This is a genomic window from Enterococcus sp. DIV2419 (assembly GCF_051711865.1).
Lineage (GTDB): Bacteria > Bacillota > Bacilli > Lactobacillales > Enterococcaceae > Enterococcus > Enterococcus faecalis.
On the sequence record NZ_JBIONS010000001.1, the window covers coordinates 1,958,930 to 1,983,551 of the forward strand.

The 24,622-nt window shown below is 38.2% G+C and carries 25 protein-coding genes and 1 other RNA gene; 8 read left to right on the top strand and 18 right to left on the bottom strand.

Annotated elements, in window-relative coordinates; all coding sequences use genetic code 11:
• Positions 1-73: 73 nt before the first annotated feature.
• The 9 genes from IGI97_RS09195 to IGI97_RS09235 form a co-directional block, all read right to left on the bottom strand.
• Complete coding sequence (locus IGI97_RS09195) at positions 74-1,372, bottom strand: Sapep family Mn(2+)-dependent dipeptidase (protein ID WP_438738476.1); 1,299 nt, start codon at positions 1,370-1,372, stop codon at positions 74-76.
• Entirely contained in the window at positions 1,369-2,133 is a 765-nt protein-coding gene (locus IGI97_RS09200; protein WP_002357984.1) for a GntR family transcriptional regulator, LSA1692 subfamily, read from the bottom strand. The genes IGI97_RS09195 and IGI97_RS09200 overlap by 4 nt, the downstream gene beginning before the upstream one ends.
• 174 nt (positions 2,134-2,307) lie before the next feature.
• Positions 2,308-2,955 carry an endonuclease III gene (gene nth, locus IGI97_RS09205; protein WP_002357985.1) on the bottom strand — a complete coding sequence of 216 codons (648 nt, stop codon included), beginning with the start codon at positions 2,953-2,955 and terminating at the stop codon, positions 2,308-2,310.
• Between the two features lie 14 nt (positions 2,956-2,969).
• Positions 2,970-3,686 carry a DnaD domain protein gene (locus IGI97_RS09210; RefSeq protein ID WP_002357986.1) on the bottom strand — a complete coding sequence of 239 codons (717 nt, stop codon included), beginning with the start codon at positions 3,684-3,686 and terminating at the stop codon, positions 2,970-2,972.
• A 32-nt stretch (positions 3,687-3,718) separates the two neighbouring features.
• A complete protein-coding gene (locus IGI97_RS09215; RefSeq protein WP_438738478.1) occupies positions 3,719-5,215 on the bottom strand; it encodes a carboxypeptidase M32 in 1,497 nt (498 codons plus the stop codon).
• Positions 5,216-5,233: 18 nt separating this feature from the next.
• The gene (locus IGI97_RS09220) at positions 5,234-6,397 is read right to left on the bottom strand and encodes a THUMP domain-containing class I SAM-dependent RNA methyltransferase (protein WP_002357989.1); all 1,164 of its coding nucleotides are present in this window, start codon (positions 6,395-6,397) and stop codon (positions 5,234-5,236) included.
• A 237-nt stretch (positions 6,398-6,634) separates the two neighbouring features.
• Positions 6,635-7,003, bottom strand: an RNA gene (gene rnpB, locus IGI97_RS09225) — RNase P RNA component class B.
• A 107-nt stretch (positions 7,004-7,110) separates the two neighbouring features.
• The gene (gpsB, locus tag IGI97_RS09230; protein WP_002357990.1) at positions 7,111-7,521 is read right to left on the bottom strand and encodes a cell division regulator GpsB; all 411 of its coding nucleotides are present in this window, start codon (positions 7,519-7,521) and stop codon (positions 7,111-7,113) included.
• Between the two features lie 93 nt (positions 7,522-7,614).
• The gene (locus IGI97_RS09235) at positions 7,615-8,157 is read right to left on the bottom strand and encodes a DUF1273 domain-containing protein (protein ID WP_002369608.1); all 543 of its coding nucleotides are present in this window, start codon (positions 8,155-8,157) and stop codon (positions 7,615-7,617) included.
• A gap of 62 nt (positions 8,158-8,219) precedes the next feature.
• Here IGI97_RS09235 and recU point away from each other — a divergent pair, with 62 nt between their 5' ends.
• Positions 8,220-8,837 carry a Holliday junction resolvase RecU gene (gene recU / locus IGI97_RS09240; RefSeq protein ID WP_438738481.1) on the top strand — a complete coding sequence of 206 codons (618 nt, stop codon included), beginning with the start codon at positions 8,220-8,222 and terminating at the stop codon, positions 8,835-8,837.
• A 41-nt stretch (positions 8,838-8,878) separates the two neighbouring features.
• Complete coding sequence (locus IGI97_RS09245) at positions 8,879-11,215, top strand: PBP1A family penicillin-binding protein (RefSeq protein ID WP_438738483.1); 2,337 nt, start codon at positions 8,879-8,881, stop codon at positions 11,213-11,215.
• Positions 11,216-11,298: 83 nt separating this feature from the next.
• Here IGI97_RS09245 and IGI97_RS09250 read toward each other — a convergent pair whose 3' ends face one another.
• From IGI97_RS09250 to IGI97_RS09260, 3 genes are all read right to left on the bottom strand, one after another.
• Complete coding sequence (locus IGI97_RS09250; protein ID WP_002357995.1) at positions 11,299-12,909, bottom strand: CTP synthase; 1,611 nt, start codon at positions 12,907-12,909, stop codon at positions 11,299-11,301.
• A gap of 307 nt (positions 12,910-13,216) precedes the next feature.
• A complete protein-coding gene (rpoE, locus tag IGI97_RS09255; protein ID WP_002357996.1) occupies positions 13,217-13,834 on the bottom strand; it encodes a DNA-directed RNA polymerase subunit delta in 618 nt (205 codons plus the stop codon).
• A 76-nt stretch (positions 13,835-13,910) separates the two neighbouring features.
• Positions 13,911-14,348 (bottom strand): DUF1934 domain-containing protein, encoded by a 438-nt coding sequence (locus IGI97_RS09260; RefSeq protein WP_002382132.1) that lies wholly within the window; start codon positions 14,346-14,348, stop codon positions 13,911-13,913.
• A 331-nt stretch (positions 14,349-14,679) separates the two neighbouring features.
• On the opposite strand from IGI97_RS09260, the gene IGI97_RS09265 reads away from it, so the two are divergent.
• The 3 genes from IGI97_RS09265 to yidA are packed head-to-tail and all read left to right on the top strand — an operon-like array spanning position 14,680 to position 17,693.
• A complete protein-coding gene (locus tag IGI97_RS09265) occupies positions 14,680-15,495 on the top strand; it encodes a lipoate--protein ligase family protein (protein ID WP_016629983.1) in 816 nt (271 codons plus the stop codon).
• Entirely contained in the window at positions 15,492-16,862 is a 1,371-nt protein-coding gene (locus IGI97_RS09270) for a dNTPase (RefSeq protein ID WP_002357999.1), read from the top strand. The genes IGI97_RS09265 and IGI97_RS09270 overlap by 4 nt, the downstream gene beginning before the upstream one ends.
• Positions 16,863-16,880: 18 nt before the next feature.
• Positions 16,881-17,693 carry a sugar-phosphatase gene (gene yidA / locus IGI97_RS09275; protein WP_002394991.1) on the top strand — a complete coding sequence of 271 codons (813 nt, stop codon included), beginning with the start codon at positions 16,881-16,883 and terminating at the stop codon, positions 17,691-17,693.
• A gap of 63 nt (positions 17,694-17,756) precedes the next feature.
• Here the strand turns inward: yidA and IGI97_RS09280 are convergent, their stop codons facing one another.
• The gene (locus IGI97_RS09280; protein WP_033595298.1) at positions 17,757-18,203 is read right to left on the bottom strand and encodes an NUDIX hydrolase; all 447 of its coding nucleotides are present in this window, start codon (positions 18,201-18,203) and stop codon (positions 17,757-17,759) included.
• A 148-nt stretch (positions 18,204-18,351) separates the two neighbouring features.
• Here IGI97_RS09280 and gloA point away from each other — a divergent pair, with 148 nt between their 5' ends.
• Together gloA and IGI97_RS09290 are read left to right on the top strand one after the other, a co-directional pair.
• Entirely contained in the window at positions 18,352-18,726 is a 375-nt protein-coding gene (gloA, locus tag IGI97_RS09285; protein ID WP_002369612.1) for a lactoylglutathione lyase, read from the top strand.
• A 142-nt stretch (positions 18,727-18,868) separates the two neighbouring features.
• Entirely contained in the window at positions 18,869-19,591 is a 723-nt protein-coding gene (locus IGI97_RS09290; RefSeq protein WP_282897286.1) for a gamma-glutamyl-gamma-aminobutyrate hydrolase family protein, read from the top strand.
• A gap of 50 nt (positions 19,592-19,641) precedes the next feature.
• On the opposite strand, the gene IGI97_RS09295 is transcribed toward IGI97_RS09290, so the two are convergent.
• Both IGI97_RS09295 and IGI97_RS09300 read right to left on the bottom strand, forming a co-directional pair.
• Positions 19,642-20,514, bottom strand: coding sequence for an aldo/keto reductase (locus IGI97_RS09295; RefSeq protein WP_002394989.1), 873 nt, complete (start codon positions 20,512-20,514; stop codon positions 19,642-19,644).
• Between the two features lie 28 nt (positions 20,515-20,542).
• On the bottom strand, positions 20,543-20,905 hold the full coding sequence (locus IGI97_RS09300) for a hypothetical protein (RefSeq protein ID WP_002358008.1): 363 nt from the start codon (positions 20,903-20,905) through the stop codon (positions 20,543-20,545).
• Between the two features lie 169 nt (positions 20,906-21,074).
• Between IGI97_RS09300 and IGI97_RS09305 the strand changes: the two genes are divergently transcribed.
• Positions 21,075-21,995, top strand: a complete 921-nt coding sequence (locus IGI97_RS09305; RefSeq protein ID WP_202242425.1) for a mechanosensitive ion channel domain-containing protein — start codon at positions 21,075-21,077, stop codon at positions 21,993-21,995.
• A 44-nt stretch (positions 21,996-22,039) separates the two neighbouring features.
• Here IGI97_RS09305 and IGI97_RS09310 read toward each other — a convergent pair whose 3' ends face one another.
• The 3 genes from IGI97_RS09310 to cbpB form a co-directional block, all read right to left on the bottom strand.
• Positions 22,040-23,209, bottom strand: coding sequence for an amidohydrolase (locus tag IGI97_RS09310; RefSeq protein WP_202242424.1), 1,170 nt, complete (start codon positions 23,207-23,209; stop codon positions 22,040-22,042).
• A gap of 36 nt (positions 23,210-23,245) precedes the next feature.
• Positions 23,246-23,947, bottom strand: a complete 702-nt coding sequence (dapD, locus tag IGI97_RS09315; protein WP_202242423.1) for a 2,3,4,5-tetrahydropyridine-2,6-dicarboxylate N-acetyltransferase — start codon at positions 23,945-23,947, stop codon at positions 23,246-23,248.
• An 80-nt stretch (positions 23,948-24,027) separates the two neighbouring features.
• Entirely contained in the window at positions 24,028-24,516 is a 489-nt protein-coding gene (cbpB, locus tag IGI97_RS09320; RefSeq protein WP_002358013.1) for a cyclic-di-AMP-binding protein CbpB, read from the bottom strand.
• Positions 24,517-24,622 lie beyond the last annotated feature (106 nt).

Genomic DNA, 24,622 nt, shown 5'->3' on the forward strand with positions numbered 1-24,622 from the left:
AAATAGAAGATACACGTATGCGACCTCTACGAAACACATTGGCTTCTTCTCATACGTGTATCTTCTATTGGTTTTACGCTTCTGTTAATGCAATCATCGCTTGCATATAGATTTCCAGATTAAGCAGTAAATCTTTTTCATCCATATATTCATCTTGGTTATGCGCAATGCCTTTTTGACCAGGAAATGATGGACCAAAAGCAACGATATTCGGCATAAAACGAGCATACGTAGCACCTGTAGTTGTGACTGGCGTCCCATCTAAGCCAGTAATTTGTTCATAAACCTTGGTTAATTTTTGAACATTGCGCTCATCTTTTGGAAACAGCGTACTAGGGAGGCGGCGGATGACGGTCACTTCACTTTCTGGAAATAGTGCCTTCGTTAGCTGCGTGGTTACTTCGTTTTCTGTAATAGAAACAGGATAACGCACGGCCAATGATAACACCAATTGCTGTCCTCGTTTTTCCAACGCATAGGGCGTTAAAATCAATTGCCCACTATCCTGATCCTTAAAGTCTAGAGCTACTCCTTCGCCATAGTGCTTTTCGTGAAAACTAGCGGTTAACCAGTCGAAATACTGTAATAAATTTCCTTTGACTAACTGTTCCTCGCTAATTTTCTGTGCCAATAAAGTAATCGCGTTCTTGCCTAGTTCTGGCGCATTGGAAGGGGCGCGTTTTCCCATGATTGCTGTTGTTTTTCCCGCAATCACCACACTTAATTGATCAGGTACGTGGTCTTTTGCTTGATCACCCATAATCTGACCAATTTGTTCACTTGAATCATCTGGGATGGTCGTTGTGATTTCATAATTAACAATCCCTCGCTCCCCATAAACTACTGGATATTTACAATCTGGAGTAAATCCAAAAACGGGTGCGTTTTCCTTCTCTAAATATAAGGGGATATCTCCACTCCCACTTTCTTCATCCGTGCCAAACATTAAGCGAATGGTTTTCTTTGGTTGGTAACCAAGTTCTTTCAGTAATTTCATTCCATACAGGCAAGCCAAGATAGGACCTTTATTATCTAGAATTCCTCTACCATACAAACGTTGATTTTTTTTCGTTAATTGAAAGGGCGGCACTGACCAGCCAGACCCTTCTGGTACTACGTCTAAATGACCAATAATTCCCAGATATTCTTCCGCTGTTCCCCATTGCGCATAGCCAACTGCGTCATTGACAATCTCAGTTTGAAAGCCATAACGCTCTGCCAGTTTCAGCGTTTCTTCCAAGGCTCTTTTCGGTTCTTCGCCAAAAGGCGCCTCTTTTTTAGGCGACCCTTTCACACTTCGAATCGCGATAATTTTGTTTAAGTCTTCATAAAATAAATCTTTTTGAGCGGCTATTTCTTCTTTTATCTTCATTCGTTCCAAGAACCTCCTAGCTCCACTTGGTTGTTTTCAGACGGGCTATAGCGGGTCAGTGTGTTTTTAAACGTGTACCGATCTGCTCGATATAAAGAGACATCATATAAAATAGGAGTTGCATCAAGCGCATAGGTGATAGAGTGGACTTGTAAAAGTGGTTGGCCCACAGGAACATTCAATAATTCTGAAATTTCCGCTTCAACTAAGATTGCTTCAATTTCTTGATGCGAATAAGCAATCTCGACGTTCTTCTCGATTAAGCAGAAAAGAGAGCCCTCGAAGTCTTGCTTCGTATGGCCTTGTACGTATGCCTGTGGCAAATAAATTTTTTCAACTGTCATTGGCTCGCCGTCTAACATTCGGCGGCGAATCAGTTCATAAATCGCCTCATTTTTGCCTACTTGGAGCGCCTCCCGAATTTTCTCAGCGGGATGTACTACTTCTTCAAAGGAAATGACTTCTGTCTGACTTTTTTTCCCGTAAGCTTTGGCTGCCTCAGTAAAACCTTGTAAGCCAGCGCGACCACTTTGAATTTTCGCTTGCGACATCACATAACTACCTTTACCATGTCGTTTTACCAAAATATTTTTGCGGATCAAATCATCAATCGCTTTACGGATGGTCAAGCGACTGCAGTTATATTCTTTAGCTAAATCATATTCTGAAGGTAATTTTTGTGCACTTACATACAGACCGTCTCGAATCTTCTTTTCAATTTCTGCAGAAATTTGCTTAAATTTGGGTGCATTTTCTGTCATTTCATCGCCTATCTTTCTTCAAAAAAATAAATTTTCTAGTATATACCACACTGTCTATACTAAATCAATTTTTAAGAAACCGCAATCATTTGTTGCGTTTCTTAAAAATCAAAAAAAAGAAAGCGAGCCACAAGTCGGTTGGACTTGTGGCTCGCTTTTTTAGGAAAAAATGTGTTATTTCCCTTTCATCCGTTCTTTGCCTTCTTGACACATATAGAGTAGCGGACAGGCTTCACATTTAGGCGCTCTTGCTAGGCAGTGATAACGTCCAAAGAAAATCATGGTATGGTGCGTTTTCACCCAGAGTTCTTTCGGAACTTTACGCATTAAGGTCTGCTCAACTTCAGTAACATTCGCATTTAGCTTACAAATTCTAAGGCGCTTGGACACTCGTTCCACGTGTGTATCTACTGCAAAAGCCGGTTCGCCGAAAGCATCTCCCATTACTACATTGGCTGTTTTTCTCCCCACGCCAGGTAAACTGACCAGTTCATCTCTGGTTTGCGGAACTTCTCCATTGAAACGTTCTAAAAGTTGTTGTGCACATGCTTTAATATTTTTTGCTTTATTGCGATATAAGCCAATGGTTTTTATTTTAGCAATAATCTCCTCCACCGGCGCAGCTGCTAAAGCTTCTGGTGTTGGAAAAGCTGCGAATAAACCAGGAGTCGCTTTATTTACCGATACATCGGTTGCTTGCGCACTTAAAATCACAGCAATTAATAATTCAAAAGGATTCTTATGTTTTAATTCACATTCTGCATTTGGAAACATCTCATACATAATTTCAATAGCTTCCATCGTTTTCTCTTTTGATAGCATGGCCCACCTCCTTTTTATTCACTGTCTTCTGGATTTAACCAATTGTGTAATGTAACCTTTGGCAACGATTCTTGTGTCTGACCTTGTTGTTCAATCTCATTTTGAATCATAGAATCTTTTCGTTTTTTCTGATCAGCAGCCACTTGTTCTTTGGTGGTAATATTTTTACGCTCCCACGCAAGTAAAATACGATCAATATATTTCAAACTATAGGCCTGATTTAAAACGGCTTCTCGCAACGCTAACCGGATTAATTCAGGGGAATAATGGTCCGTGTTCAACCACTGACCAATCATTTCTAATTCAATTGGTGAAAGTGGACGTCCGAATTCTTTTTCAAAGCCTTGGTAAAGCTGTTTAATTTCATCTTCGTGGTTTGCGACAACTTGTTTTTCTTTGCTCGTTTGTAAAAATAATTGAATCTTTTGAAAAACAGGCAGTAAATCATACGTATCCATCATTTGACCTTTTTGGTTTTGTTGTGTTTCAATTCGAATAAATCCGCGAGAAACCAATTGATTTAACAACTTATAAATCGTATCTGGCGTTTTACCCATCGTCTCTGCAATCGCCATTAAGTCTGGAAATAAATCGCCTGCATTTTGCGAACGAAAAAGTTGCAGTAAAAAGAGAAATTCATCATCTTTCAAACCAATTTTTTGGTAATGATCAAATAGTAAGTTTGAGATTGTTGTTTCACCAGCTTCTAAATATTCACGAATTGATAACATTGTTGTTGTCCACTTCCCCTTGCTTGTTTCACTTATTGCACTTGATAAACATCAAAATAAATAGCTTTCATATAATCAATTAAATAACTAGGATTCAATTCTTCTCCCGTTGCATCATAAATTAATTGATTTGGTTTACGTGAAGCGCCGTACTGATGAATATGTTGTGTTAACCATTTACGGATATCAGAATAATCCTCCGAAGCTAAAATTTCATCAACAGATAATTCTTTTTTCATTGCGTGAAATAGTTGCGCGGCATACATATAACCCAAGGCATAAGATGGGAAATAACCAAAGCTACCTCCAGACCAATGAACATCTTGAAGGACACCTTCTAAATCATTTTCAGGTGATACGCCTAAGTACTCTTGGTATTTTTCGTTCCACACTGTTGGCAAATCAGCGACTTCCAAAGAACCATTAAACAACATTTTCTCAATTTCATAACGAATAATGATATGCAAAGGATAGGTGAGACTATCGGAATCAATCCGAATCAAACTTGCTTTCGTTTCTTTTAAAGAAGCATAGAAATCTTCAAAAGCAATATCATCAAAAGTACCTTCTGCGCAGTCTTGGAAAAACGGGTATTGTTTTTGCCAAAAAGCCCGGTTGCTACCAATGATAATTTCATTAAAGAGCGATTGTGATTCGTGAATCCCCATAGAGGCGCCTTCACTTAGTGGCGTAAAGTCAAATTTAGGATCAAAATTTTGTTCGTACATCCCATGACCCGCTTCATGAATCACACCAAATGTTGCCATTGAGAAATTATTTTCTTCCCAGCGCGTAGTAATCCGCGCATCATTTCGATTTAGAGCTGTCATAAATGGATGAACTGTATCATCTAATCGGCCTTTTGAAAAATCATAGCCTAATTGCTCAACCACACCAATCACAAAACGACGTTGTTGTTCTTTGGTCATTTTTCTAGATAAAAAGTCAGTTCTAGGCGGCGTACCTTTTTCCTCTAAAACGGTCCGAATCTCTTGAATCCCTTGTTTTACTTGGTCGAATACTTGGTCTAGCTTCTCAACCGTCATCCCCGGTTCAAATTGATTTAATAACACATCGTACGGTGTTTTTTCTTCTTTTTGCCAATAAGGAATGAACTCTTTTTGGAACGCAACGACCTTCGTTAAGGTTTCTTCTAACAAGCCGAAATCTTGTGCAGCGCGTGCTTTTAGCCAATCTGTATGTGCTTGGTTTAATACTTTAACATATTCTTGCATACGTTCAGCTGGAACATTTTTATTCAAAGCATATTCTTCTTTTACTTTTTCAAAAACCAGTTTCCCTAATTCAGATAATTCTTCAGGGCGTGTCTCAAAATAGGCCAATGCTTCTTGAATAACTGGGCCAATACTTCGTTCAAAATATAATCCGGTTAAATACCCTTCTACTTCTCCTCGAAAAGGACTACTTTTTTCTGGCATCCCAGTTGATGAATCCCAGTCTAATAATGTCAAGGCATTTTTTAGTAATTGAATTTCTTTCACTTCTTGTAAAAATACAGCTTCCTTCATTTTTTTACACCAGCTTTCTTAGTCTTCCCGTGGTTTTCTTGGTGGACGTGTTCCCCAGTATTGGAATAAATCTGTTCGTAAGGCTCCGTTGTAAAGCTTCCGTTTTTTAGTAGCTTTGGCACCATAATATTCTTCAAAAGCAAGATCACTCGTCAGTATATACTTGCTCCAAGTAGTTAACGGACGGAAAACATGGCCCATTTCTTTATACAAACGACGAACACTTTCCTCTTCTCCTAAACGCTCACCATAAGGCGGGTTAGCTACCATTACACCATATTCCTTCTCGGTTGTAAAATCTTTTAAGGCCAATTGTTTAAAGGTAATTGAATCACCTAAACCAACTTCCTCAGCATTCGCTCGTGCGACTTCAATCATTCGCCCATCAACATCTGAACCACAGATATCTAACTCAACATCGTAGTCTGCCTTTGCCTCGGCTTCGTTACGTACTTTTTCAAAAATTGCTGGATCAACCCAATCCCATGTTTCACAAGTGAAACTACGATTAAAGCCAGGGGCAATGTTATGGCCAATTAATGCTGCTTCAATACAAATTGTTCCAGAACCACAAACTGGATCATAAAAAGGACGATCTTTGCGCCAATTGGTCAACATCACTAAAGCAGCTGCCATGTTTTCCTTAAGAGGTGCGCCCCCCTTTTCAATGCGATAGCCCCGTTTAAATAAACTTGGCCCAGTCGTGTCCAACGTCAACGTCACTTTATCTTTTAGAAGAGCCACTTCTAATTTAAACAAAGCTCCTGTTTCGGTTAAAGGCACCGTCGCTGGACGATGGTAAACTTCTCTTAAACGGTTAACAATGGCTTTTTTGGTGATGGCTTGGCAATCAGGAACACTATACAATTTTGACTTAATTGATTTACCTGCAACTGGAAATTCTGCATCTAAAGGCAAATAATCTTCCCAAGGAAGTGCTTTAACTTTTTCAAATAATTCATCAAAACTATAGGCGTTAAATTCGCCAACGACGATTTTAATCCGATCTGCTGTCCGTAGCCATAAATTGGCAGTAGCAATTGTTTCAACAGTGCCTTCAAAGACGGCCCGGCCATTTTCTACTTCACAGGGAATCCCTAAATCACGCAATTCTTTTCCAACTAATGCTTCTAAGCCACTAGCAGCTGTTGCAACAAGTTTGAATGTTTTTTCTTTCGTCATAAAAACTCCTTCTTGACTCTTTTTTATTGTCTGAAGCTAACAGTCCTGCCGACTACTGCTCCGCTTGTTTTTTGTAATTGTCCGCTTTCTCTGAACTAAACGGTCCTGTCCCGGCCTCTTTAGAACAGACAGCTTACTACTTTTATCTCAGTTTCTTTATTTTAACATTTTTTTATTCTTTTCGTAAAAAAAGCCTTCACAACTACGTTGGAAGGTCTTCCTGAATTACTTGTAATTTTCTATAAGCCATGTTCTGTATCACCAATTCTTCAGGAAAAATTGGTGACGGTCATCATCTATCTGCAGAGTAAACTCTGCCTCTTCTACTCGTTCATTTCCTTTAGAAGAGCGCCCCTACCATTGTTTGGGTTGCTCGCTCGAGGGGTTTACCGCGTTCCACCGATGGAGTTTCCCACATCGCTTCGTCACTGTGGCACTTTCAAGGATACTTTGACATAGTCGAAACCTTAGTCATTTTTCCTGCCGTTACTCTAAAAGAGTACCTTAGCTTATGATTTCGCTAAGCACGAACACTACAAGCATCTCAGCTTGTGCGAGCATGGACTTTCCTCAGCTTGCAAAAGCAAACCGCGATCACCCGAAAATTACAAATCTGTTTAAACGAACAGCAAAAATTTACACACTACAACAAGTGTCCGCTATTCTAACAAATGCTTTCTGTTCCTCGTGAAAACTTGACTTAAATTGTCTTGTTAAAATTGACGTGTTTGTGCATTATCAACATCATGGTTCGCTGGTTCTGCAGTCATTGACGGTGCAGAAGGCGTTACAGGCGTTGAAGGTGTTTCATCTAACTTTTTACCAAAAACTTCACGCTCTAAGTTTGATAAACGTTTTAAAATATCAAAGTTGGTCACTGCTGCACTTTTTGGTACTTCTTGAGCAACACGAGGCGTTGGTTGGGCTTTTGATAATTGGTCTAATTTTGCCATTAAGCGGCTGTTTTCTTCTTGCAAGCTTAATAATTCTTTATTATAAGCTTCGTAGTCTTTAATAACATTGTCTAAAAATTCGTCTACTTCAATTGGGTCATACCCGTTCATCATTTTCGTTTTAAATTCTTTTTGTAAAATGTCTTTAGGACTATATACTAAATTTGCCATGTTTACACCTCATTTGTTTATTTACGATAGAAAATTTCATAGTTCCACAAATACTATTGTAACGAAAAATAGCTAGAAAATCAAACAGATTCTCTAATCAATCACCGAGTTTTGTAAATCATCCATTGTAATTAAGCGAATATCATAGGGTTCTCGTTCCGAAAAATGTTGTGCATCCTTTAAAAAATACTCCGTTTTGCCAGGGTACTCTTTGTCATAAATAAGTAAGCTGCCCCCAGAATGTTCCAAAAGAAATTTTGTATGCATTTTTAATTGTGCTGGCGATTGATAGGGCTGGTGACTTACTGAGTTGATATAATCAGCCAAACTTTCCGCTTTCGTTAACAGTTCTCGATTTTGTTCATTCCAATTATTGCCAAAGTCTTTAAACGGATAAAGTAAACCTAGCTGAACTTCTGGATATTCCGTTTTTAATTCCCCAACTACTTCAGCTGTCCAAAGTTCAACACCTAAATTACCAGAAATCAAAATCCATTCTACTCCCGTTTCAATATAACTGGCTAACTCTTTTTTTAAGACATTTTTAATAACTGTGATTTTCGGGTCTTTTCCTTGAAATATCCCCAATTCAAAGCTGCGATAACCGGTGACATAGAGGGTTTTTATCATTTCCATAAGTCATCCCTTTTCTTTCAGGTCTTTTTTTTGGTATAATACAGGCTAGGAGTGTGATAAACGTGACGTTCCATTATCCTAACGGAATACCTTATAATCATCATGAAGCACAATCACCAAAAAAACAAGTAAAAAAGAAACGCCCCGTTGAATTTGGTAATCGTGGGATGGATTTCGAAGAAGCGATCAATCAAAGCAATCAATATTATCTATTGAATAAGCAAGCAGTCGTTCATAAGAAACCCACTCCTGTTCAAATTGTTAAAGTAGATTATCCCAAACGAAGTGCGGCTGTTATTAAGGAGGCCTACTTTAGACAAGCTTCAACGACTGATTATAACGGTGTATATCAAGGCCGTTACATAGATTTTGAAGCGAAAGAAACGAAAAACACCACGTCCTTTCCCTTTAAAAATTTTCATCAACATCAAATTGATCATATGGAACAATGTATAGCACAACAAGGGATTTGTTTTGTGCTATTATGGTTTTCAAGCTTAAAACGCTGCTTCTTTTTTAGTGGTGAAAATCTAATAACGCATTGGAAAAACCAAGCAGTTACTGGAAAAAAAACTATGCCGCTTGCACTCATCGAGAAAGAAGGAATTGAATTATCTTTTGGAATCGCACCGCGAATCCCTTATCTCGACGCAGTGGAACAATATATTCAGACACACTAGATTCATAAAGTTTTGAAAGTATAACAAAGGAGTTGCTATTTATGCCAACCTCAAATTCAGGCTCGCGAGCTGCTAGACATGCATCCAACACCTCATCGAAGTCGAGTTACAAGAAAAAGACACAACCGCCGAAAAAGAAAAAACGGCTTGTTTTAAAAATCTTTCTTGGCTTACTTATCGCTGGGATGGTCGCTTTTTTAGCAGGCGTTGGTCTTTTTTGGTTCTATGCACGACAAGCCCCAAAATTAGAAGATGACAAACTGAATGCGACAGTTTCATCGAAGCTTTACGATATTAATAATGAAATTTTTGAGGATTTAGGCGCAGAAAAGCGTGAATTAATTCAACCAAATGATGTGCCTCAATTATTAAAAGATGCCATTGTTTCTGTCGAAGACCGTCGTTTCTATAAACACATTGGTGTGGATCCGATTCGGATTATCGGTTCTGCCCTTTCAAATGTCAAAAATGGTGGATTACAAGGCGGAAGTACCTTAACCCAACAATTAATTAAATTGTCCTACTTCTCTACAAAAGAATCTGACCAAACCTTGAAACGGAAAGCACAAGAAGCATGGATGGCTGTTCGTTTAGAACGTGAAAAATCAAAAGAAGAAATTTTAACTTACTACATTAACAAAGTCTACATGGCGAATGGTTTTTATGGAATGGAAACAGCGGCTGAAAATTATTATGGTAAACATTTATCTGAACTTGATTTACCACAAACGGCCCTACTGGCAGGAATGCCACAAGCGCCAAACTCATACGATCCCTATACAAAACCAGATACTGCTAAAGAACGCCGGGATGTTGTACTCTACACAATGTACGACAATAAAAAAATCTCGAAAGCAGAGTACGAAAAAGCCAAAGCTACCCCAATCGATGAAGGCTTAGTGCCATTAAAAGCCAGTGATGACAATCGAAAAGTCGTAGATAATTACGTCAAAGAAGTAATCAATGAAGTGAAAGCAAAAACTGGTAAAAATGTTTACACAGACGGACTAGATATCTACACAAACTTAGATATGAATGCCCAAAAACAACTTTACGATATTGTCAACAGTGATCAATACGTTGCGTTTCCAGATGATAAAATGCAAGTGGCTTCAACCGTTATTGATGTTGCCTCTGGACAAGTCCGAGCACAAATTGGTGGTCGTCACATTCCTGATGATGTGCAATTAGGAAACAATTTAGCTGTTAACACCCAACGTGATGTTGGTTCAACCGTGAAACCAATCATGGATTATGGTCCCGCAATTGAGAATTTAAATTATTCGACAGGTCGCCTCATGGTGGATAAACCAACGAAATATCCTGGTACCGACATTGATGTCTTCAACTCTGATTTAACATATCAAGGCGTCATTACTATGCGCCGTGCGATTATGGGTTCTCGTAACACAACCGCGGTCCAGACGTTTGATGAAGTTGGTAAAGAAAACATCATGCCTTTCATTAAAGGACTAGGAATTGACTATAAAAACTTAGAAGCGTCAAATGCCATTTCAAGTAACACAAGCGATGTAGATGGCGATAAATACGGGATTTCCTCATTGAAGTTAGCAGCAGCTTATGCGGCTTTCGCCAATAACGGGATTTATAACAAACCGTATTACGTAAACAAAGTCGTTTTCAATGATGGAACTAGCGTTGATTATCAACCTGATGGTAAACGTGCGATGAAAGACTCTACCGCCTATATGATGACGGATATGTTAAAAGATGTTTTAAACGGCGGAACAGGATTTAACGGCGCCATTCCAGGCTTAATCCAAGCGGCCAAAACAGGGACTTCTAACTATACTGATGAAGATTTAGCGCGAATGGGCACAGCAGAAAAAGGAATTGCCCCGGATAGTACCTTTGTTGGTTATACAACACACTATGCCGTTTCTGTTTGGACTGGATACAATGATCGAAATACACCAATCTATCAAGAATACTATGGAATTGCCTCAGATGTTTATCGTGAAATAATGAGTTACTTGTCTCAAAATGTTTCAAACGATGACTGGGTGCAGCCAGACAGTGTTGTGCGGGTAGGTAATGAATTATACGTAAAAGATGCCTATGAGGTACCAAATGTACAAGTTTTACCAAGTACTACCTCTTCAGCACCACAGCCGGAATCTAGCAGTACGGTGGAATCCTCTTCCACAAAAGAAGCGGAAAGTTCATCAAGTTCTAGTTCAGAAAGTGCGCCTTCTTCCTCTGAAGCGCCACCATCAACCGAACAACCGGCAAGCTCTTCCTCAGCAGAGCAACCGGCAACATCGGAACAACCACCTGAACCATCAAGTTCTAGTTCACAAGAACCACCGCAACCACCTGAAAGTAGTTCTAAACCAGACGAAAATAAAGCAGCATAAAAAGTACGGGGCTCATCATGAGCCCCGTACTTTTTTAGATTAAAAATGGACGAAGTGAACTGAATCACTTCGTCCATTTTTACTTATTTACTTTCTTTATTTGCCAAAGCTGCACCAACGAATCCTTTGATTAAGCGTTGTGGGCGATTTGGACGAGAAATTAATTCTGGGTGGAATTGACAAGCCACAAAGAATTGTTTTTCAGGAATTTCAACAATCTCAACTAAACGATTATCTGGTGAAACTCCAGAGAAGACTAAGCCATTTTCTTCAAATAATTGACGGTATTTGTTGTTAAATTCATAACGATGACGGTGACGTTCTTGGACAACATCTTCATTTCCGTATGCTGCCGCAGTTTTCGTTCCTTTTTTCAATTTACATGGATATAAACCTAAACGTAGTGTGCCACCTAAATTCTCAATGTTTTCTTGATCTGCCATTAAATCAATAATGTTATTTGTCACGTCAGGATTAGTTTCTGCAGAACCAGCATCTTCTAAGCCCACAACGTTACGACCAAATTCTACACAGGCCATTTGCATACCTAAACAAATACCAAGGAATGGTACGTCATTTTCTCGAGCAAAACGAATCGCTTCAATTTTTCCTTCAATTCCACGATCACCAAAACCACCAGGAACCAAAATACCATCTGCTGAGCCAATTCTTTCAGCGACATTTTCAGCAGTTAATTCTTGTGAATCAACCCAATCAATTTCGATATCTGAATCAAAATCAAACCCAGCATGTTTTAATGCTTCTACAACAGAAATATAGGCATCTGGTAATTCAACATATTTACCAACCAGCGCAATTTTTGTTTTCTTTTTCAAGTTAAGAACTTTTTCTTCTAATGCACGCCACTCAGTCATGTCTGCAGCCGGTGCATCCAATTTTAAATGATCACAAACAATTTGATCCATGTTTTGTGCTTGAAGTGCTAATGGAATGGAGTACAATGTTTCAACATCACGAGATTCAATTACCGCTTCTGGATTAACATCACAGAATTGTGCTAATTTGTTTTTAGTGTTTTGAGAAACAGGTAATTCCGTACGGACCACTAAAATATTTGGTTGAATCCCTAAACTTCTTAATTCTTTGACACTATGTTGTGTTGGTTTAGTTTTCATTTCGCCAGCCGCTTTTAAGTAAGGAATCAAGGTTGTATGGATGTACATTACGTTGTCACTACCCATATCAGCTTTCATTTGACGCAATGCTTCTAGGAAAGGTAATGATTCGATGTCGCCGACAGTACCACCTACTTCTGTGATAATCACATCGGCATCCGTCATTTTCGCTGCACGCATGATTTTTTCTTTGATTTCATTGGTAATGTGTGGAATAACTTGCACTGTTGCACCTAAGTATTCCCCTTTACGTTCTTTACGTAAGACTTCTGAATAAATTTTTCCAGTGGTTACGTTTGAGTATTTATTTAAGTTAATATCAATAAAACGTTCATAGTGACCTAAGTCCAAATCTGTTTCGGCACCATCATCTGTGACAAAAACCTCTCCATGTTGGTAAGGACTCATTGTCCCCGGATCCACATTAATATATGGATCGAATTTTTGAATCGTTACTTTTAATCCACGATTTTTTAATAATCGTCCTAAAGATGCTGCGACAATCCCTTTTCCGATAGAAGAAACCACGCCACCTGTAACAAAGATGTATTTTGTCATAATAGTTAAAAACCCTTTCTTTGATAATATTTTGTAGAGAGAAGTAAAACAACTTTGAGACTCTTACGTTTCTCCAAATAAAAAAGAAACAAAAATAGAAAAGCTCCCTATCCATTACGAATAGGGAGCTTGTAAGTTCGTTCAAACTTCTGACCTTCTTAAAGGTGCCCAAGTAGTATAATACAAGCAAACGAACATCAGGTCAAGTACTTCTATTCAAGAAAATAATTTTTTCTATTTTCTCATTTTTCTTAAGCATTCAACTAAAAAGCTTGACTCCTTCTTAGGAATCAAGCTTTTTGGTTTCTTACTCTTCAGAATATTCGTCATCAAAATCGTCTTCATCTTCAACATCATCGTCATCAATGATCGTTAAATCTTCTTCGATTTGCGGAATATCTTCTTCATCATCGTCTGAATCTGCACCAATCTCTTGTAAGTCAGAGTTGTATGCTTTGATTTCTTCATCTTCATCTTCTTCATCATCGTACAAGATGTCTTCTTCATCATCATTTGTTAATTCAGCATCTTCTGGATCGTCATCGTTATAGTCAATTACATCTTCATCGTTTGGATTAGTGATGAAGGCATTTACTTTTTTACGTTTTCTACGACGTGGTGCATCTTCTTCGTCTTCTTCCAAGCCATGTGTAACTTCTTCATCGATTGAATCGATTGGATACCATGAACGTAAGCCCCAACGATTGTCTCCCAATGAGATAAAGCTACCGTCGATGTTTAAATCTGTATAAAATTGTGCTAATTGGTCACGAATTTCACTATCAGACTTGCCAAGATAATTTTGGATTTGGTTAACTAAATCAGAAAAATCCATTACATCTGCATGTTGTTCTAAAATAGCGTGTGCTACTTCAATCATGGATAATTCTTTTTTGTTTAACCCTTCAAATACATTAATTTCCAAGAGGTACACGTCCTTTCACAGTCTACTCCTTATCATACAAAAACATTGAAAAAAAATCAATTCTATTCTGCAATATTTATGCAGTAAATTCTAATTCTAAATGATATTCTCCGATTCGCTCTGTTTGAGAGTATAAATCATAATCAACTAAAATCTTACCAGACATTGGTTGATCTTTTAAACTAACACGCAAATTATGTGTAAACGTACTAATCTGTAGCAAGCCATAAGGGGTTCGATAACTTGTATCTAATTTTTCCTGATAGCCAAATCTTAAACGCATCCGTAATTCACCGGCACGAATCAACTGAACATGCCCGTCTGGTTCAATTTTAATGGTTACGGGGGTTGGCTCTGTATCCTCTAATAATTCTTCTTTGTAACGAATGTATAATGTATCACCCATTTTTACTAATTGACCTTCTAAATCAAAGAAAAAATCTTTTTGTTCGTTGCCTTGTTGGACAATCGTTTTTAGTTGAATCGATACAGGAACGCCTGTTGATAAATCCATAATGGTCACTCCTTTTCCAAAATATAACTTTCTTATTGTTGACTTTTTCAATATATTTGTCAACTAAAGTCAATTTTTCCTTGTTTATGTACCTTTTCTTATTGTATAAGCTCTTTTCACGGGTTGCAAGCATTTGTTTCATCTATTTAATAAGAAAACCGTTTACTATTTTAGAGAATTCCTTCAGAATTCGTTTATATAACATGCTTTTTTGCGTTTTTTGTATATAATATAAGAGAGAGTAAGAAAATAAACGTATTAAATGACGTAATTATAAATAGACAGGACGTTTTTTATGAGCACAACTTTTCCCCTTCACACCGAATCATTTATGCTCCTTGATTCAGGTTGTTTAACAAACAGTGACTATTTTTTACCTTTTGCCTTGACCGATGTTTTAACTACTTTTTCAGGAATGCAGCACCAACCAATCATTCATTTCTGGCAATTGGATCAAGCAATGATTCTTGGCATGAAAGATACCCGTGTACCACATCTAAAAGAAGGCATCACTTCTCTGCAAGAAAACGATTATTCTGTAGTCGTTCGCAATGCCGGCGGTTTAGGGGTGATTGCCGATTCGGGTATTTTAAATGTTTCACTTATTTTACCAAATAATTCTGAACACAAATTAAGTATCGATGCGGCTTATGAATTAATGTGGGCTTGGCTCCGTCAGAGTTTTCCGGAGAAAGAGATTGACGCCTTTGAAATTACTACATCCTATTGTCCCGGTACTTATGATTTAAGTATTGGCGGTCAAAAGTTTGCTGGGATTGCCCAACGACGCGTCAAAGACGGTATTTCTGTCATGATTTACATCAGCGTTAACGGCAATCAACTTGCTCGTGGAGAAGTGGTTCGAGACTTTTACCTTGCTGGGTTACAAGAACAATTTGGTGAAAATGGCTATCCACCCGTTGATCCAGCAGTGATGGCAAATTTAGAAACCCTGATTGAGACTCCATTAACAATAGACGCCGTAAAAACCCGTTTAATCGAAGCATTACCTCAACAATTTGAAAAATCTATTGATCCAAACTTAACCGAACCAATTATAACCTCAGAATGGTTCCAAACAAATTTAACTGTCCAGCTGGAAAAAATGGCGCAACGAAACGCCTTAATTAAAGGAGAGATCGTATGACGATTCCGTATAAAGAGCAACGATTACCAATCGAAAAAGTTTTTCGTGATCCCGTCCATAATTATATTCATGTCCAACATCAAGTGATTTTAGACCTTATTAATTCTGCTGAAGTGCAACGATTACGTCGCATTAAGCAACTAGGTACTTCTTCTTTTACGTTTCACGGTGCCGAACATAGTCGTTTTTCCCATTCTTTGGGTGTTTACGAAATTACACGTCGGATTTGTGAGATTTTCCAACGTAACTACTCTGTGGAACGATTAGGTGAAAACGGCTGGAATGACGACGAGCGCCTGATTACACTTTGCGCAGCTTTATTACATGATGTCGGTCATGGTCCTTATTCACATACATTCGAGCATATTTTTGATACAAACCATGAAGCAATCACGGTCCAAATCATCACCTCACCAGAAACGGAAGTCTATCAAATTTTAAACCGTGTTTCGGCAGATTTTCCTGAAAAAGTCGCCAGCGTTATTACTAAACAATACCCAAATCCTCAAGTGGTGCAAATGATTTCTAGTCAAATTGATGCCGATCGCATGGACTATCTGTTACGTGATGCTTACTTTACAGGGACGGAATACGGAACCTTCGATTTAACTAGAATCTTACGTGTGATTCGACCATACAAAGGAGGCATTGCCTTTGCTATGAATGGGATGCATGCGGTGGAAGACTATATCGTTAGTCGTTACCAAATGTATGTCCAAGTCTATTTCCACCCTGTTTCTCGTGGGATGGAAGTGATTCTTGATCATTTATTGCATCGGGCGAAAGAATTATTTGAAAACCCTGAATTTGACTATGATTTACAAGCCTCTCTGCTTGTACCATTCTTTAAAGGGGACTTCACCTTACAAGAATATTTAAAATTGGATGATGGCGTCCTCTCTACGTACTTTACACAATGGATGGATGTGCCTGATTCAATTCTAGGTGATTTAGCCAAACGTTTCCTTATGCGTAAGCCTCTGAAGTCAGCCACCTTTACGAACGAAAAAGAGAGCGCAGCAACGATTGCTTATTTAAGGGAATTGATTGAAAAAGTTGGTTTCAACCCTAAATATTATACTGCCATTAATTCAAGCTATGATTTACCTTACGATTTTTATCGTCCAAATAAAGACCGTCATCGTACACAAATTGAATTGATGCAAAAAGATGGCTCATTAGTGGAATTGGCAACGGTCAGTCCCCTAGTTGCAGCACTTGCTGGTCAGAGTCAAGGAGATGAACGTTTCTATTTTCCTAAAGAAATGCTTGACCAAGGAAATAAAAAACATTACGATTTATTTGATGAGACGTATCGTGAGTTTTCAAGTTACATTCATAATGGTGCGTTAGTTTTAAAAAAATAGGCTTTCTAGGAGGATTCTATGTCAATTAAGTTAGTTGCTATTGATATCGACGGAACATTGCTAAATTCACAACACAAGATTACCCCACGGGTCAAAGAAGCGCTCCAAAAAGCAAATGATCAAGGCGTTCGTATTGTTTTATGTACAGGCCGTCCTTTGCCAGGCGTGAAAGAACAATTGGATGAATTAGCCTTATATGGTGAAAATGATTTCGTGATTACCTACAACGGTTCGCTTGTCCAAGCAACCAAAGATAATACGATTATTTCACGCTATACCTTGAGTTATGAGGATTTTTTAGAAATTGAAATGTATTCTCGTAAAGTCGGCGCTCACTTGCACACAATTGATGATTCCGCTATTTACACTGCCAATCGCAATATTGGTAAATATACGATTCACGAAGCATCTTTAGTGAACATGCCTTTGAAATATCGTACGGTGGATGAAATGACACCAGAGATGAACATTATTAAAATGATGATGATTGATGAGCCGGAAATTTTAGATCCTGCCATTGCAAAATTACCATTACATTTTACCGAAAAATATACGACTGTTAAAAGTACGCCTTTTTACTATGAAATCATGAATAAAAATGCTAGCAAAGGCAATGCTCTAGCAAAATTGGCAGACCATTTAGGCTTAAATAAAGACGAAGTGATGGCCATTGGTGACAATGAAAATGACTTATCCATGATTGATTACGCTGGGATTGGTGTTGCGATGGGCAATGCGACAGAAAATGTTAAAACAATTGCCGATGTGCATACCACTAGTAATGACGAAGATGGTGTCGCTCAAATTATTGAAAAAATGGTTTTAATTTAAACATTCTTGTCAATAACAATAACCCTCAATCTAATCAACATAGATTGAGGGTTATTCGTTATTTTATGATGCTGCCGCTAGCCATTTTTCAACGGCCCAGCGGTGGCTTCCTCTTTTTAATAAACGGACTGCTTCTTCTGGTGCAACCCAGTGTAAAGTATTGGTCCTTTCTAAGGGTTCGCTAAGTTGCCGCCAAGTATTCGCTACATAAAAATAGCCAGGATTATAATAGGCCGTTTGGCGATGGTTCGAATAAAAATATTCATCAGCTTCCCCTAAATAACAGCCAATTTCTACACTAATTCCTAATTCTTCTAGCACTTCTCGATGGATCGCTTCTTCTTTCGTTTCGGTGCCTTCAATTTCGCCTCCTGGTAAAAAATAAGCTCCATTTGGCGCTTGTACCAGAACCATTGTGTTATTTTCTGACTTTGAAACAATAATGTATGCAGCATATCTTGTTTGATAGGTCAATGTCTCTTCTCTTTTTCCAAACGTTGGCGTTTTCATTGGCGCACCTCTTCTCTTTTCATCTATTTTACCTGAGAAATTCCTTTAGAACAAGTCAGAAACCAAGCGTTTTTCTCTACATTTCACGTTTATCTATGCTACTATTAACGTTGGAAATATAATTAAGTTTGAAAGGGAGTTTTTAACTATGAAAATGGCTCATACATGTGTGCGTGTAAAAGATTTAGAGGCATCATTAGATTTCTATCAAAAAGCCTTCAATTTTGAAGAAAGTCGCCGTCGTGATTTTCCAGAAAATAAATTTACTTTGGTTTATTTAACTTTACCAGGAGACGACTACGAACTAGAACTAACTTATAATTATGATCATGAAGCATACGATTTAGGAAACGGTTATGGTCATATCGCCATCAGTACAGATGATTTAGAAGGATTACACGAAAAACATCAAGCGGCTGGCTTTACTGTCACTGACTTAAAAGGCTTACCTGGAACTGCACCATCTTATTACTTTGTTGTCGACCCAGATGGTTATAAAATCGAAGTCATTCGTGAACGTTAAAAAGTTTCACTTGTTCACTTACTGAGCTTTTTGTGTTTGAGAGCTGTCCGAGACAAAACTTGTCTCGACTTCTTCTCAAACACTTTTTTCAAAAAAAGTGCTACAATAGAACGTATGAATTTATTGAGGATGTGATGTTATTATGACAAAAAAAATTATTGGAATCGCTGGCAATCAACTTTTGCAGGCAGCTGAAGTGTTTCACGGTAACCAAGTGACGTACACCCCACAAGGTTTTGTCAGCGCTGTTCAAGCCGCAGGTGGCGTTCCTCTCGTTTTGCCAATTGGCCCCAAAGAATTAGCCGCTACGTATATACAACAAATTGATAAACTACTTTTAGCAGGCGGTCAAGATGTTGCCCCTGAATTTTACGGACAACAACCCCATATAAAATTAGAAGAAACGAATCGTGATCGTGACGAGTTTGAGTTAGCCCTAATTGAAGAAGCCTTAAAACAAAACAAACCTATTTTTGCGGTTTGTCGTGGAATGCAATTAGTCAATGTTGCTTTAGGTGGCACATTATATCAAGATTTATCGATGTATCCTCAATGGTCAGTTAAGCACGGACAACAACCCACTCAACCAATCTTTGCGACGCATCGTATTGATGTTGAACCAGACAGTCAATTATCAAACATATATGGTACAACTGGTCAAGTCAACTCGTACCATCACCAAGCACTACATACTTTAGGAAAAGATTTACGCGTTACTGCTTGGTCCTCTGATGGCCTTGCAGAAGCAGTGGAATCAACAAATGAACAGCAGCCTTTATTAGCTGTTCAATGGCATCCTGAACTAATGTACGCACGTGATGCCAAATCCCAAGCACTCTTTAACTACTTTGTTCAAAAATTATAGTAAAAACGGAGGGACGTCTTTCGCCCCTCCGTTTTTACTTGCTATCATACTTAAAAATCAAAATTATCTGGATCTGCACCAAAACGATGATCCTTATTTAACTGATTAATTGCGGTTATTTCTTCTGGCGTTAATTCAAAATCAAAGACAGCAAAATTTTCCTGAATTCTTTTTTCGTGAACAGATTTGGGAATCACGATAATATCATTTTGTAAGTGCCAACGAATAATCACTTGGGCCGCTGATTTACCATATTTTTCACCAATTTTCACTAGTACTGGTTCAGATAATAAATTACCTTGTCCTAGAGGAGACCAAGCCTCCACGGCAATCTTATTTTCGGCTAAATATTTTCGTAGCGGTTCTTGTGTTAACGTAGGATGTAATTCAATTTGATCCACCATTGGCACAACATTTGCTTCTGTTAATAAATCTTCCAAATGATGTTGATGAAAATTGGAAACGCCAATTGCTTTGGCACGACCACTTGCGTAAATTTCTTCTAATGCTTTCCATGATTCTTTATATTTACCAGCAACAGGCCAGTGAATTAAATATAAATCAACATAGTCTAGCCCTAATTTTTCTAAGCTTTTATCAAATGCTTTAATCGCATTTTCATAGCCTTGATCTTCATTCCATAATTTCGTCGTCACGAAAATTTCTTCGCGGGGAATACCCGATTGACGAATGCCTTCGCCCACCCCTGCTTCGTTTTTATAAACGGCTGCCGTATCAATCAAGCGATAACCCGCTTTTAAAGCCCATTTTACTGAATTTGTTGCTTCTGAGCCATCTTCTACACGCCAAACACCTAAACCTAGGCGTGGCATTTCATTGCCGTTTGCTAATTTTTTTGTTTTATCCAAAGTCATGTGTTTCTTCAGTCCCTTCATTTTCATTACTTTTAGTATACTACGCATTCTTCTTTCACGAAACAATCACGACTCGTCAGGTCATTTTCTTTATTTTTAATAAATAACGACGCCAATAGGTCAGCACTCCGATTAGTGCCACAACTACAATTGTTCGACCGCTAACGCTTCCAATCCACAGTTTAACTGCAAGTAACCAGATACAAAAGAGATAAACACAGGACCAATTAAAGGAAACTTTCAATGTACATGATTCTGCAATTTCGATTATCTGACTACTAAAAAAACGACTCCCTAATCGTAAAGCGACTGGATTATGGAAGATGAATGTTCGTCGCTTGTCAGCCGTCAAGCGAGTGGCACATCGTTCATCAATAAAAATTGTTACAGGTAATTTAGAAAGTAAATCATTTTTTGCCCATTCAATTGAAACTTTCACGCAGCACTCACAACCTTTAACAAAATTATAAAATATATTATTTATTTACAAAATTATAACATTCCTAAAAAAACATGTTAAGTCTTTAAAAAAACTTTCTATTTTCTTCCCCTTTCGCCGAGAGATTTAGTATACTAAAAGAAGAAATTTTAGAGAAAGTTGGATTTTTATGTTGATACTTGGTTTAGCCAGTACTGAAACAGTCGATTCTTCTGCTCCTGATTTAGCAGAAGCGACCGTAAAAAAAGTGAGCGCGCTACAACGCTTTTGGAACAATATTAATTGGGATGCCATTGTCGCTACCTTAATTGAAAAAAGTTTATCAATTTTATTTTTAATTTTTCTATTTTTTATCATTCAGCGAATCGGGAAATATTTAATTGATCGCACCTATGCAAATTATAGTAAAAAGCAACATTTTAGTGAAAGCCGTTTAAAAACGTTACACACTTTAATCATTAATGCATTTCAATATACGCTGTTCTTTTTCTTCATCTATTCTCTTTTGACCATTGTCGGTGTGCCTGTTGGCTCATTATTAGCTGGAGCGGGAATTGCCGGTGTTGCCATTGGTTTAGGGGCTCAAGGATTCATGAATGACTTAATTACCGGATTTTTCATTATTTTAGAACAACAAATGGATGTAGGCGATTATATTCGCTTATTGGCGTTAAATATTGAAGGAACTGTTACTTCTGTCGGATTACGAACCACTCAAATTAAAGCGGTTGATGGAACTGTTCATTTTATTCCAAACCGAAACATCACCACAATCAGTAACCTGTCTCGTGCCAATATGCAAGTGTTAATTGATGTCCGCATCAATCCTGAAGAAGGTTATGAAAAAATTTGTGAAGTGATTACAGAAGTCAATGAAACGTTAAAAGAAAAGTATATCGAAAGTATTCAAACTGGGCCAGATATTTTTGGTATGGTCGATTTAGGCAATGGCAACTTTGCGGTACGAACGACCATGTATGTACTAAACGGCAAACAATTTGCGGTCAAAGAAGAATTTCTAGCTCAATATATCAAAGCATTAACAGAGGCCGACTTTACGATTCCCAATACGCCCATTATTGCAAAATAAAAAACAGCCACCAGATACTTATTAGTTATCTGGTGGCTGTTTTTCTAATTGTCCAATGATTTTAAAAACCCACTAACTGCCTTCACTCCAAACAATAACGCCTCTTCGTTGGGTTCAAACTTGGCAGAATGAAGGCTATAAGGACTTGCCACGCCTAACCAAAACATCGTGCCTGGGACTTTAGACAATAGATAGCCAAAATCTTCACCTGTCATTGCAACCGGTGCTTGTTGAAATTGAACTGTTGCTTGTTTGCTCATGTATTCAATAAAATTCGTGGTACATGCTGGCTCATTCACTACAGGTAAATACCCTTTTTGATCAAGATAAACAGTTACTTCACATTGAAAAGATTGCGCAATACCTTCACTAATTTCGCGAATTCTTCGCTGCGTTTGTTCATTAGTTTCTGCTGTCAATGTGCGAATTGTACCAGATAAAGTTGCTTCTTCGGCAATCACATTGCAAGCAGTCCCTGCATGAAAAGTCCCAAAAGTAACGACTGCCCCAACCACAGGATCAACATTTCGACTAACGATCGTTTGCGCTTGCTGAATTAAATTGGTGGCCGCTAAGACCATATCATTCGCTTGATGCGGAAAAGCCGCATGTCCACCTTTCCCTTTTAAGGTAATGTTCACTTCACAAGTGGCAGCAAACAATGTCCCTACTCTGGTACTAATAGTTCCGACTGGCAAATCAGGATTAACATGAAGCGCATAAAATTCATCAGGTAACCACTCACCAAACGCGTGATCTTCATACATCAACATCCCCCCTGCTTCATTTTCTTCAGCAGGTTGAAACAAAAATAAAAAGTTATTGTCTGGTTGCTGTTGACTTAATTCTTTCAAAACCCCTAAGCCGATTGTCATGTGAAAATCGTGCCCACAGGCATGCATAAACCCTGGTCGTTTTGATTGAAAAGCAGAAACCACTTCCTCTTGAATAGGCAAACCATCAATATCAGCACGCCAGCCGATGGTTTTCTGAGGATTTTTGCCTTCTATGAAGACTAAAATCCCCGTTTGCCATGTTCGAACTTGCAGATAAGGTTGCTTCATTTTATCAATTTCATTAAGTAAAAAGGCTTGTGTTTCCTTTTCTTCTAGACCGATTTCAGGTATTTGATGTAGTTGCCGTCTAATCGCAATTAATTCTTCTTGCTCCACAAAAGCCACTCCTTCATTTTTGGGGTAATCGAAAGCCGCCATGAAGAAGTTTCTTCATCGCGACTGACTAATTTATTTTTAGAGTTTACGTAATTCTTCTAAAATCTCTGTTTTACTCTTGGTTTTATCATCAATTTGTTTAATTACTTTTGCTGGCACGCCTGCGACAACGGTGTGCGCTGGAACGTCTTCCACAACTACTGCCCCAGCAGCCACAACGGCACCTTCACCAACACGAACCCCTTCTAGTACAACCGCATTCGCTCCAATGACAACCTCGTTTTCAATAACCACAGGTGCGGCACTTGGTGGTTCAATGACACCAGCTAAAACCGTTCCTGCGCCAATATGACAATGCTTCCCTACAGTTGCACGACCGCCTAAAACAGCGCCCATATCAATCATAGTCCCTGTACCAACGACGGCGCCAATATTTAGAATAGCCCCCATCATAATCACCGCTTGATCGCCAATTTCAACTTTTTCGCGAATCAAAGCACCTGGTTCAATCCGAGCATTAATGTCTTTCAGATCAAGAAAAGGAATTGCTGAGTTACGTGCATCATTTTCTACAACATAATCCTCAATTTTTTCTTTGTTTGCTTCTAAAAAAGGTTTTACGTCAGCCCAATCGCCAAACAATGTCCCAGTTTTACAATTATTAAAGACCTTAATTGTTTCCGGAAACGTGACTTCTTTTAATTGCCCTTTCAGTGTTACTTTAACAGGCGTTTGCTTTTTGGCATCGCCAATATACTGAATAATCTCATATGCGTCCAATCACAGCACTCCTTTACTTCGTGTTATCATACAGAATAACGCATTTATGAGAAAAAAGTAAAGAGTTTCTTGCGTTTTATTTAAATTACTTTCATTTCTTCTTCTGATTTAGGCAGAACAAGATGATGTTTTTCTAACTCATGCGCCATATGATTGACCGCTTTTAAAATTTCTTTGCGTGTAATGATACCTTTAAAGCGTTGATTATCATCAACCACTGGTAAAAAAGAAGCATCTACTAATAAATGTAACACTTCTTCTAAATCCCACGATTCACCAATTACAGGAACATTGACTTCCATTACATCGGCCACAGTAAATTCATTCAATTTTTCAAAATCCACTGAAGTCAAATCAAACATTTTATCTACAACGTCTGTCAAGCCGATTAAGCCAACAAAGCGATCTCCCTTATCTAACACAGGAATCTTGGAATAGCGAACTTGCGATAAGACTAATGCCGCATGACTTAATGGATTTAAACACATTACGTTGGCGACATTTTCGGCGGGTACTAAAAACGTTTCTTGTTTTTCTAATAATAATTCTTTTACAGCAGTCCCTATCATGATTGGGTTGCCTCCATTTCTAATTCTTTAACACGTAACTTATTGTACCTAATTCTGCGGAAAAAGTCTTGGAATTCGCAAATTCTTCATAACTTAACAAACGAAA

Excerpts from the sequence above, each read along its gene's own strand:
- IGI97_RS09195 (WP_438738476.1), bottom strand. The coding sequence starts at position 1,372 with ATGAAGATAAAAGAAGAAATAGCCGCTCAAAAAGATTTATTTTATGAA.
- IGI97_RS09200 (WP_002357984.1), bottom strand. The coding sequence starts at position 2,133 with ATGACAGAAAATGCACCCAAATTTAAGCAAATTTCTGCAGAAATTGAA.
- nth (WP_002357985.1), bottom strand. The coding sequence starts at position 2,955 with ATGCTATCAAAAGAGAAAACGATGGAAGCTATTGAAATTATGTATGAG.
- IGI97_RS09210 (WP_002357986.1), bottom strand. The coding sequence starts at position 3,686 with ATGTTATCAATTCGTGAATATTTAGAAGCTGGTGAAACAACAATCTCA.
- IGI97_RS09215 (WP_438738478.1), bottom strand. The coding sequence starts at position 5,215 with ATGAAGGAAGCTGTATTTTTACAAGAAGTGAAAGAAATTCAATTACTA.
- IGI97_RS09220 (WP_002357989.1), bottom strand. The coding sequence starts at position 6,397 with ATGACGAAAGAAAAAACATTCAAACTTGTTGCAACAGCTGCTAGTGGC.
- gpsB (WP_002357990.1), bottom strand. The coding sequence starts at position 7,521 with ATGGCAAATTTAGTATATAGTCCTAAAGACATTTTACAAAAAGAATTT.
- IGI97_RS09235 (WP_002369608.1), bottom strand. The coding sequence starts at position 8,157 with ATGGAAATGATAAAAACCCTCTATGTCACCGGTTATCGCAGCTTTGAA.
- IGI97_RS09245 (WP_438738483.1), top strand. The coding sequence starts at position 8,879 with ATGCCAACCTCAAATTCAGGCTCGCGAGCTGCTAGACATGCATCCAAC.
- IGI97_RS09250 (WP_002357995.1), bottom strand. The coding sequence starts at position 12,909 with ATGACAAAATACATCTTTGTTACAGGTGGCGTGGTTTCTTCTATCGGA.
- IGI97_RS09260 (WP_002382132.1), bottom strand. The coding sequence starts at position 14,348 with ATGGATTTATCAACAGGCGTTCCTGTATCGATTCAACTAAAAACGATT.
- IGI97_RS09265 (WP_016629983.1), top strand. The coding sequence starts at position 14,680 with ATGCTCCTTGATTCAGGTTGTTTAACAAACAGTGACTATTTTTTACCT.
- IGI97_RS09270 (WP_002357999.1), top strand. The coding sequence starts at position 15,492 with ATGACGATTCCGTATAAAGAGCAACGATTACCAATCGAAAAAGTTTTT.
- yidA (WP_002394991.1), top strand. The coding sequence starts at position 16,881 with ATGTCAATTAAGTTAGTTGCTATTGATATCGACGGAACATTGCTAAAT.
- IGI97_RS09280 (WP_033595298.1), bottom strand. The coding sequence starts at position 18,203 with ATGAAAACGCCAACGTTTGGAAAAAGAGAAGAGACATTGACCTATCAA.
- gloA (WP_002369612.1), top strand. The coding sequence starts at position 18,352 with ATGAAAATGGCTCATACATGTGTGCGTGTAAAAGATTTAGAGGCATCA.
- IGI97_RS09290 (WP_282897286.1), top strand. The coding sequence starts at position 18,869 with ATGACAAAAAAAATTATTGGAATCGCTGGCAATCAACTTTTGCAGGCA.
- IGI97_RS09295 (WP_002394989.1), bottom strand. The coding sequence starts at position 20,514 with ATGCGTAGTATACTAAAAGTAATGAAAATGAAGGGACTGAAGAAACAC.
- IGI97_RS09305 (WP_202242425.1), top strand. The coding sequence starts at position 21,075 with ATGTTGATACTTGGTTTAGCCAGTACTGAAACAGTCGATTCTTCTGCT.
- IGI97_RS09310 (WP_202242424.1), bottom strand. The coding sequence starts at position 23,209 with ATGGCGGCTTTCGATTACCCCAAAAATGAAGGAGTGGCTTTTGTGGAG.
- cbpB (WP_002358013.1), bottom strand. The coding sequence starts at position 24,516 with ATGATAGGGACTGCTGTAAAAGAATTATTATTAGAAAAACAAGAAACG.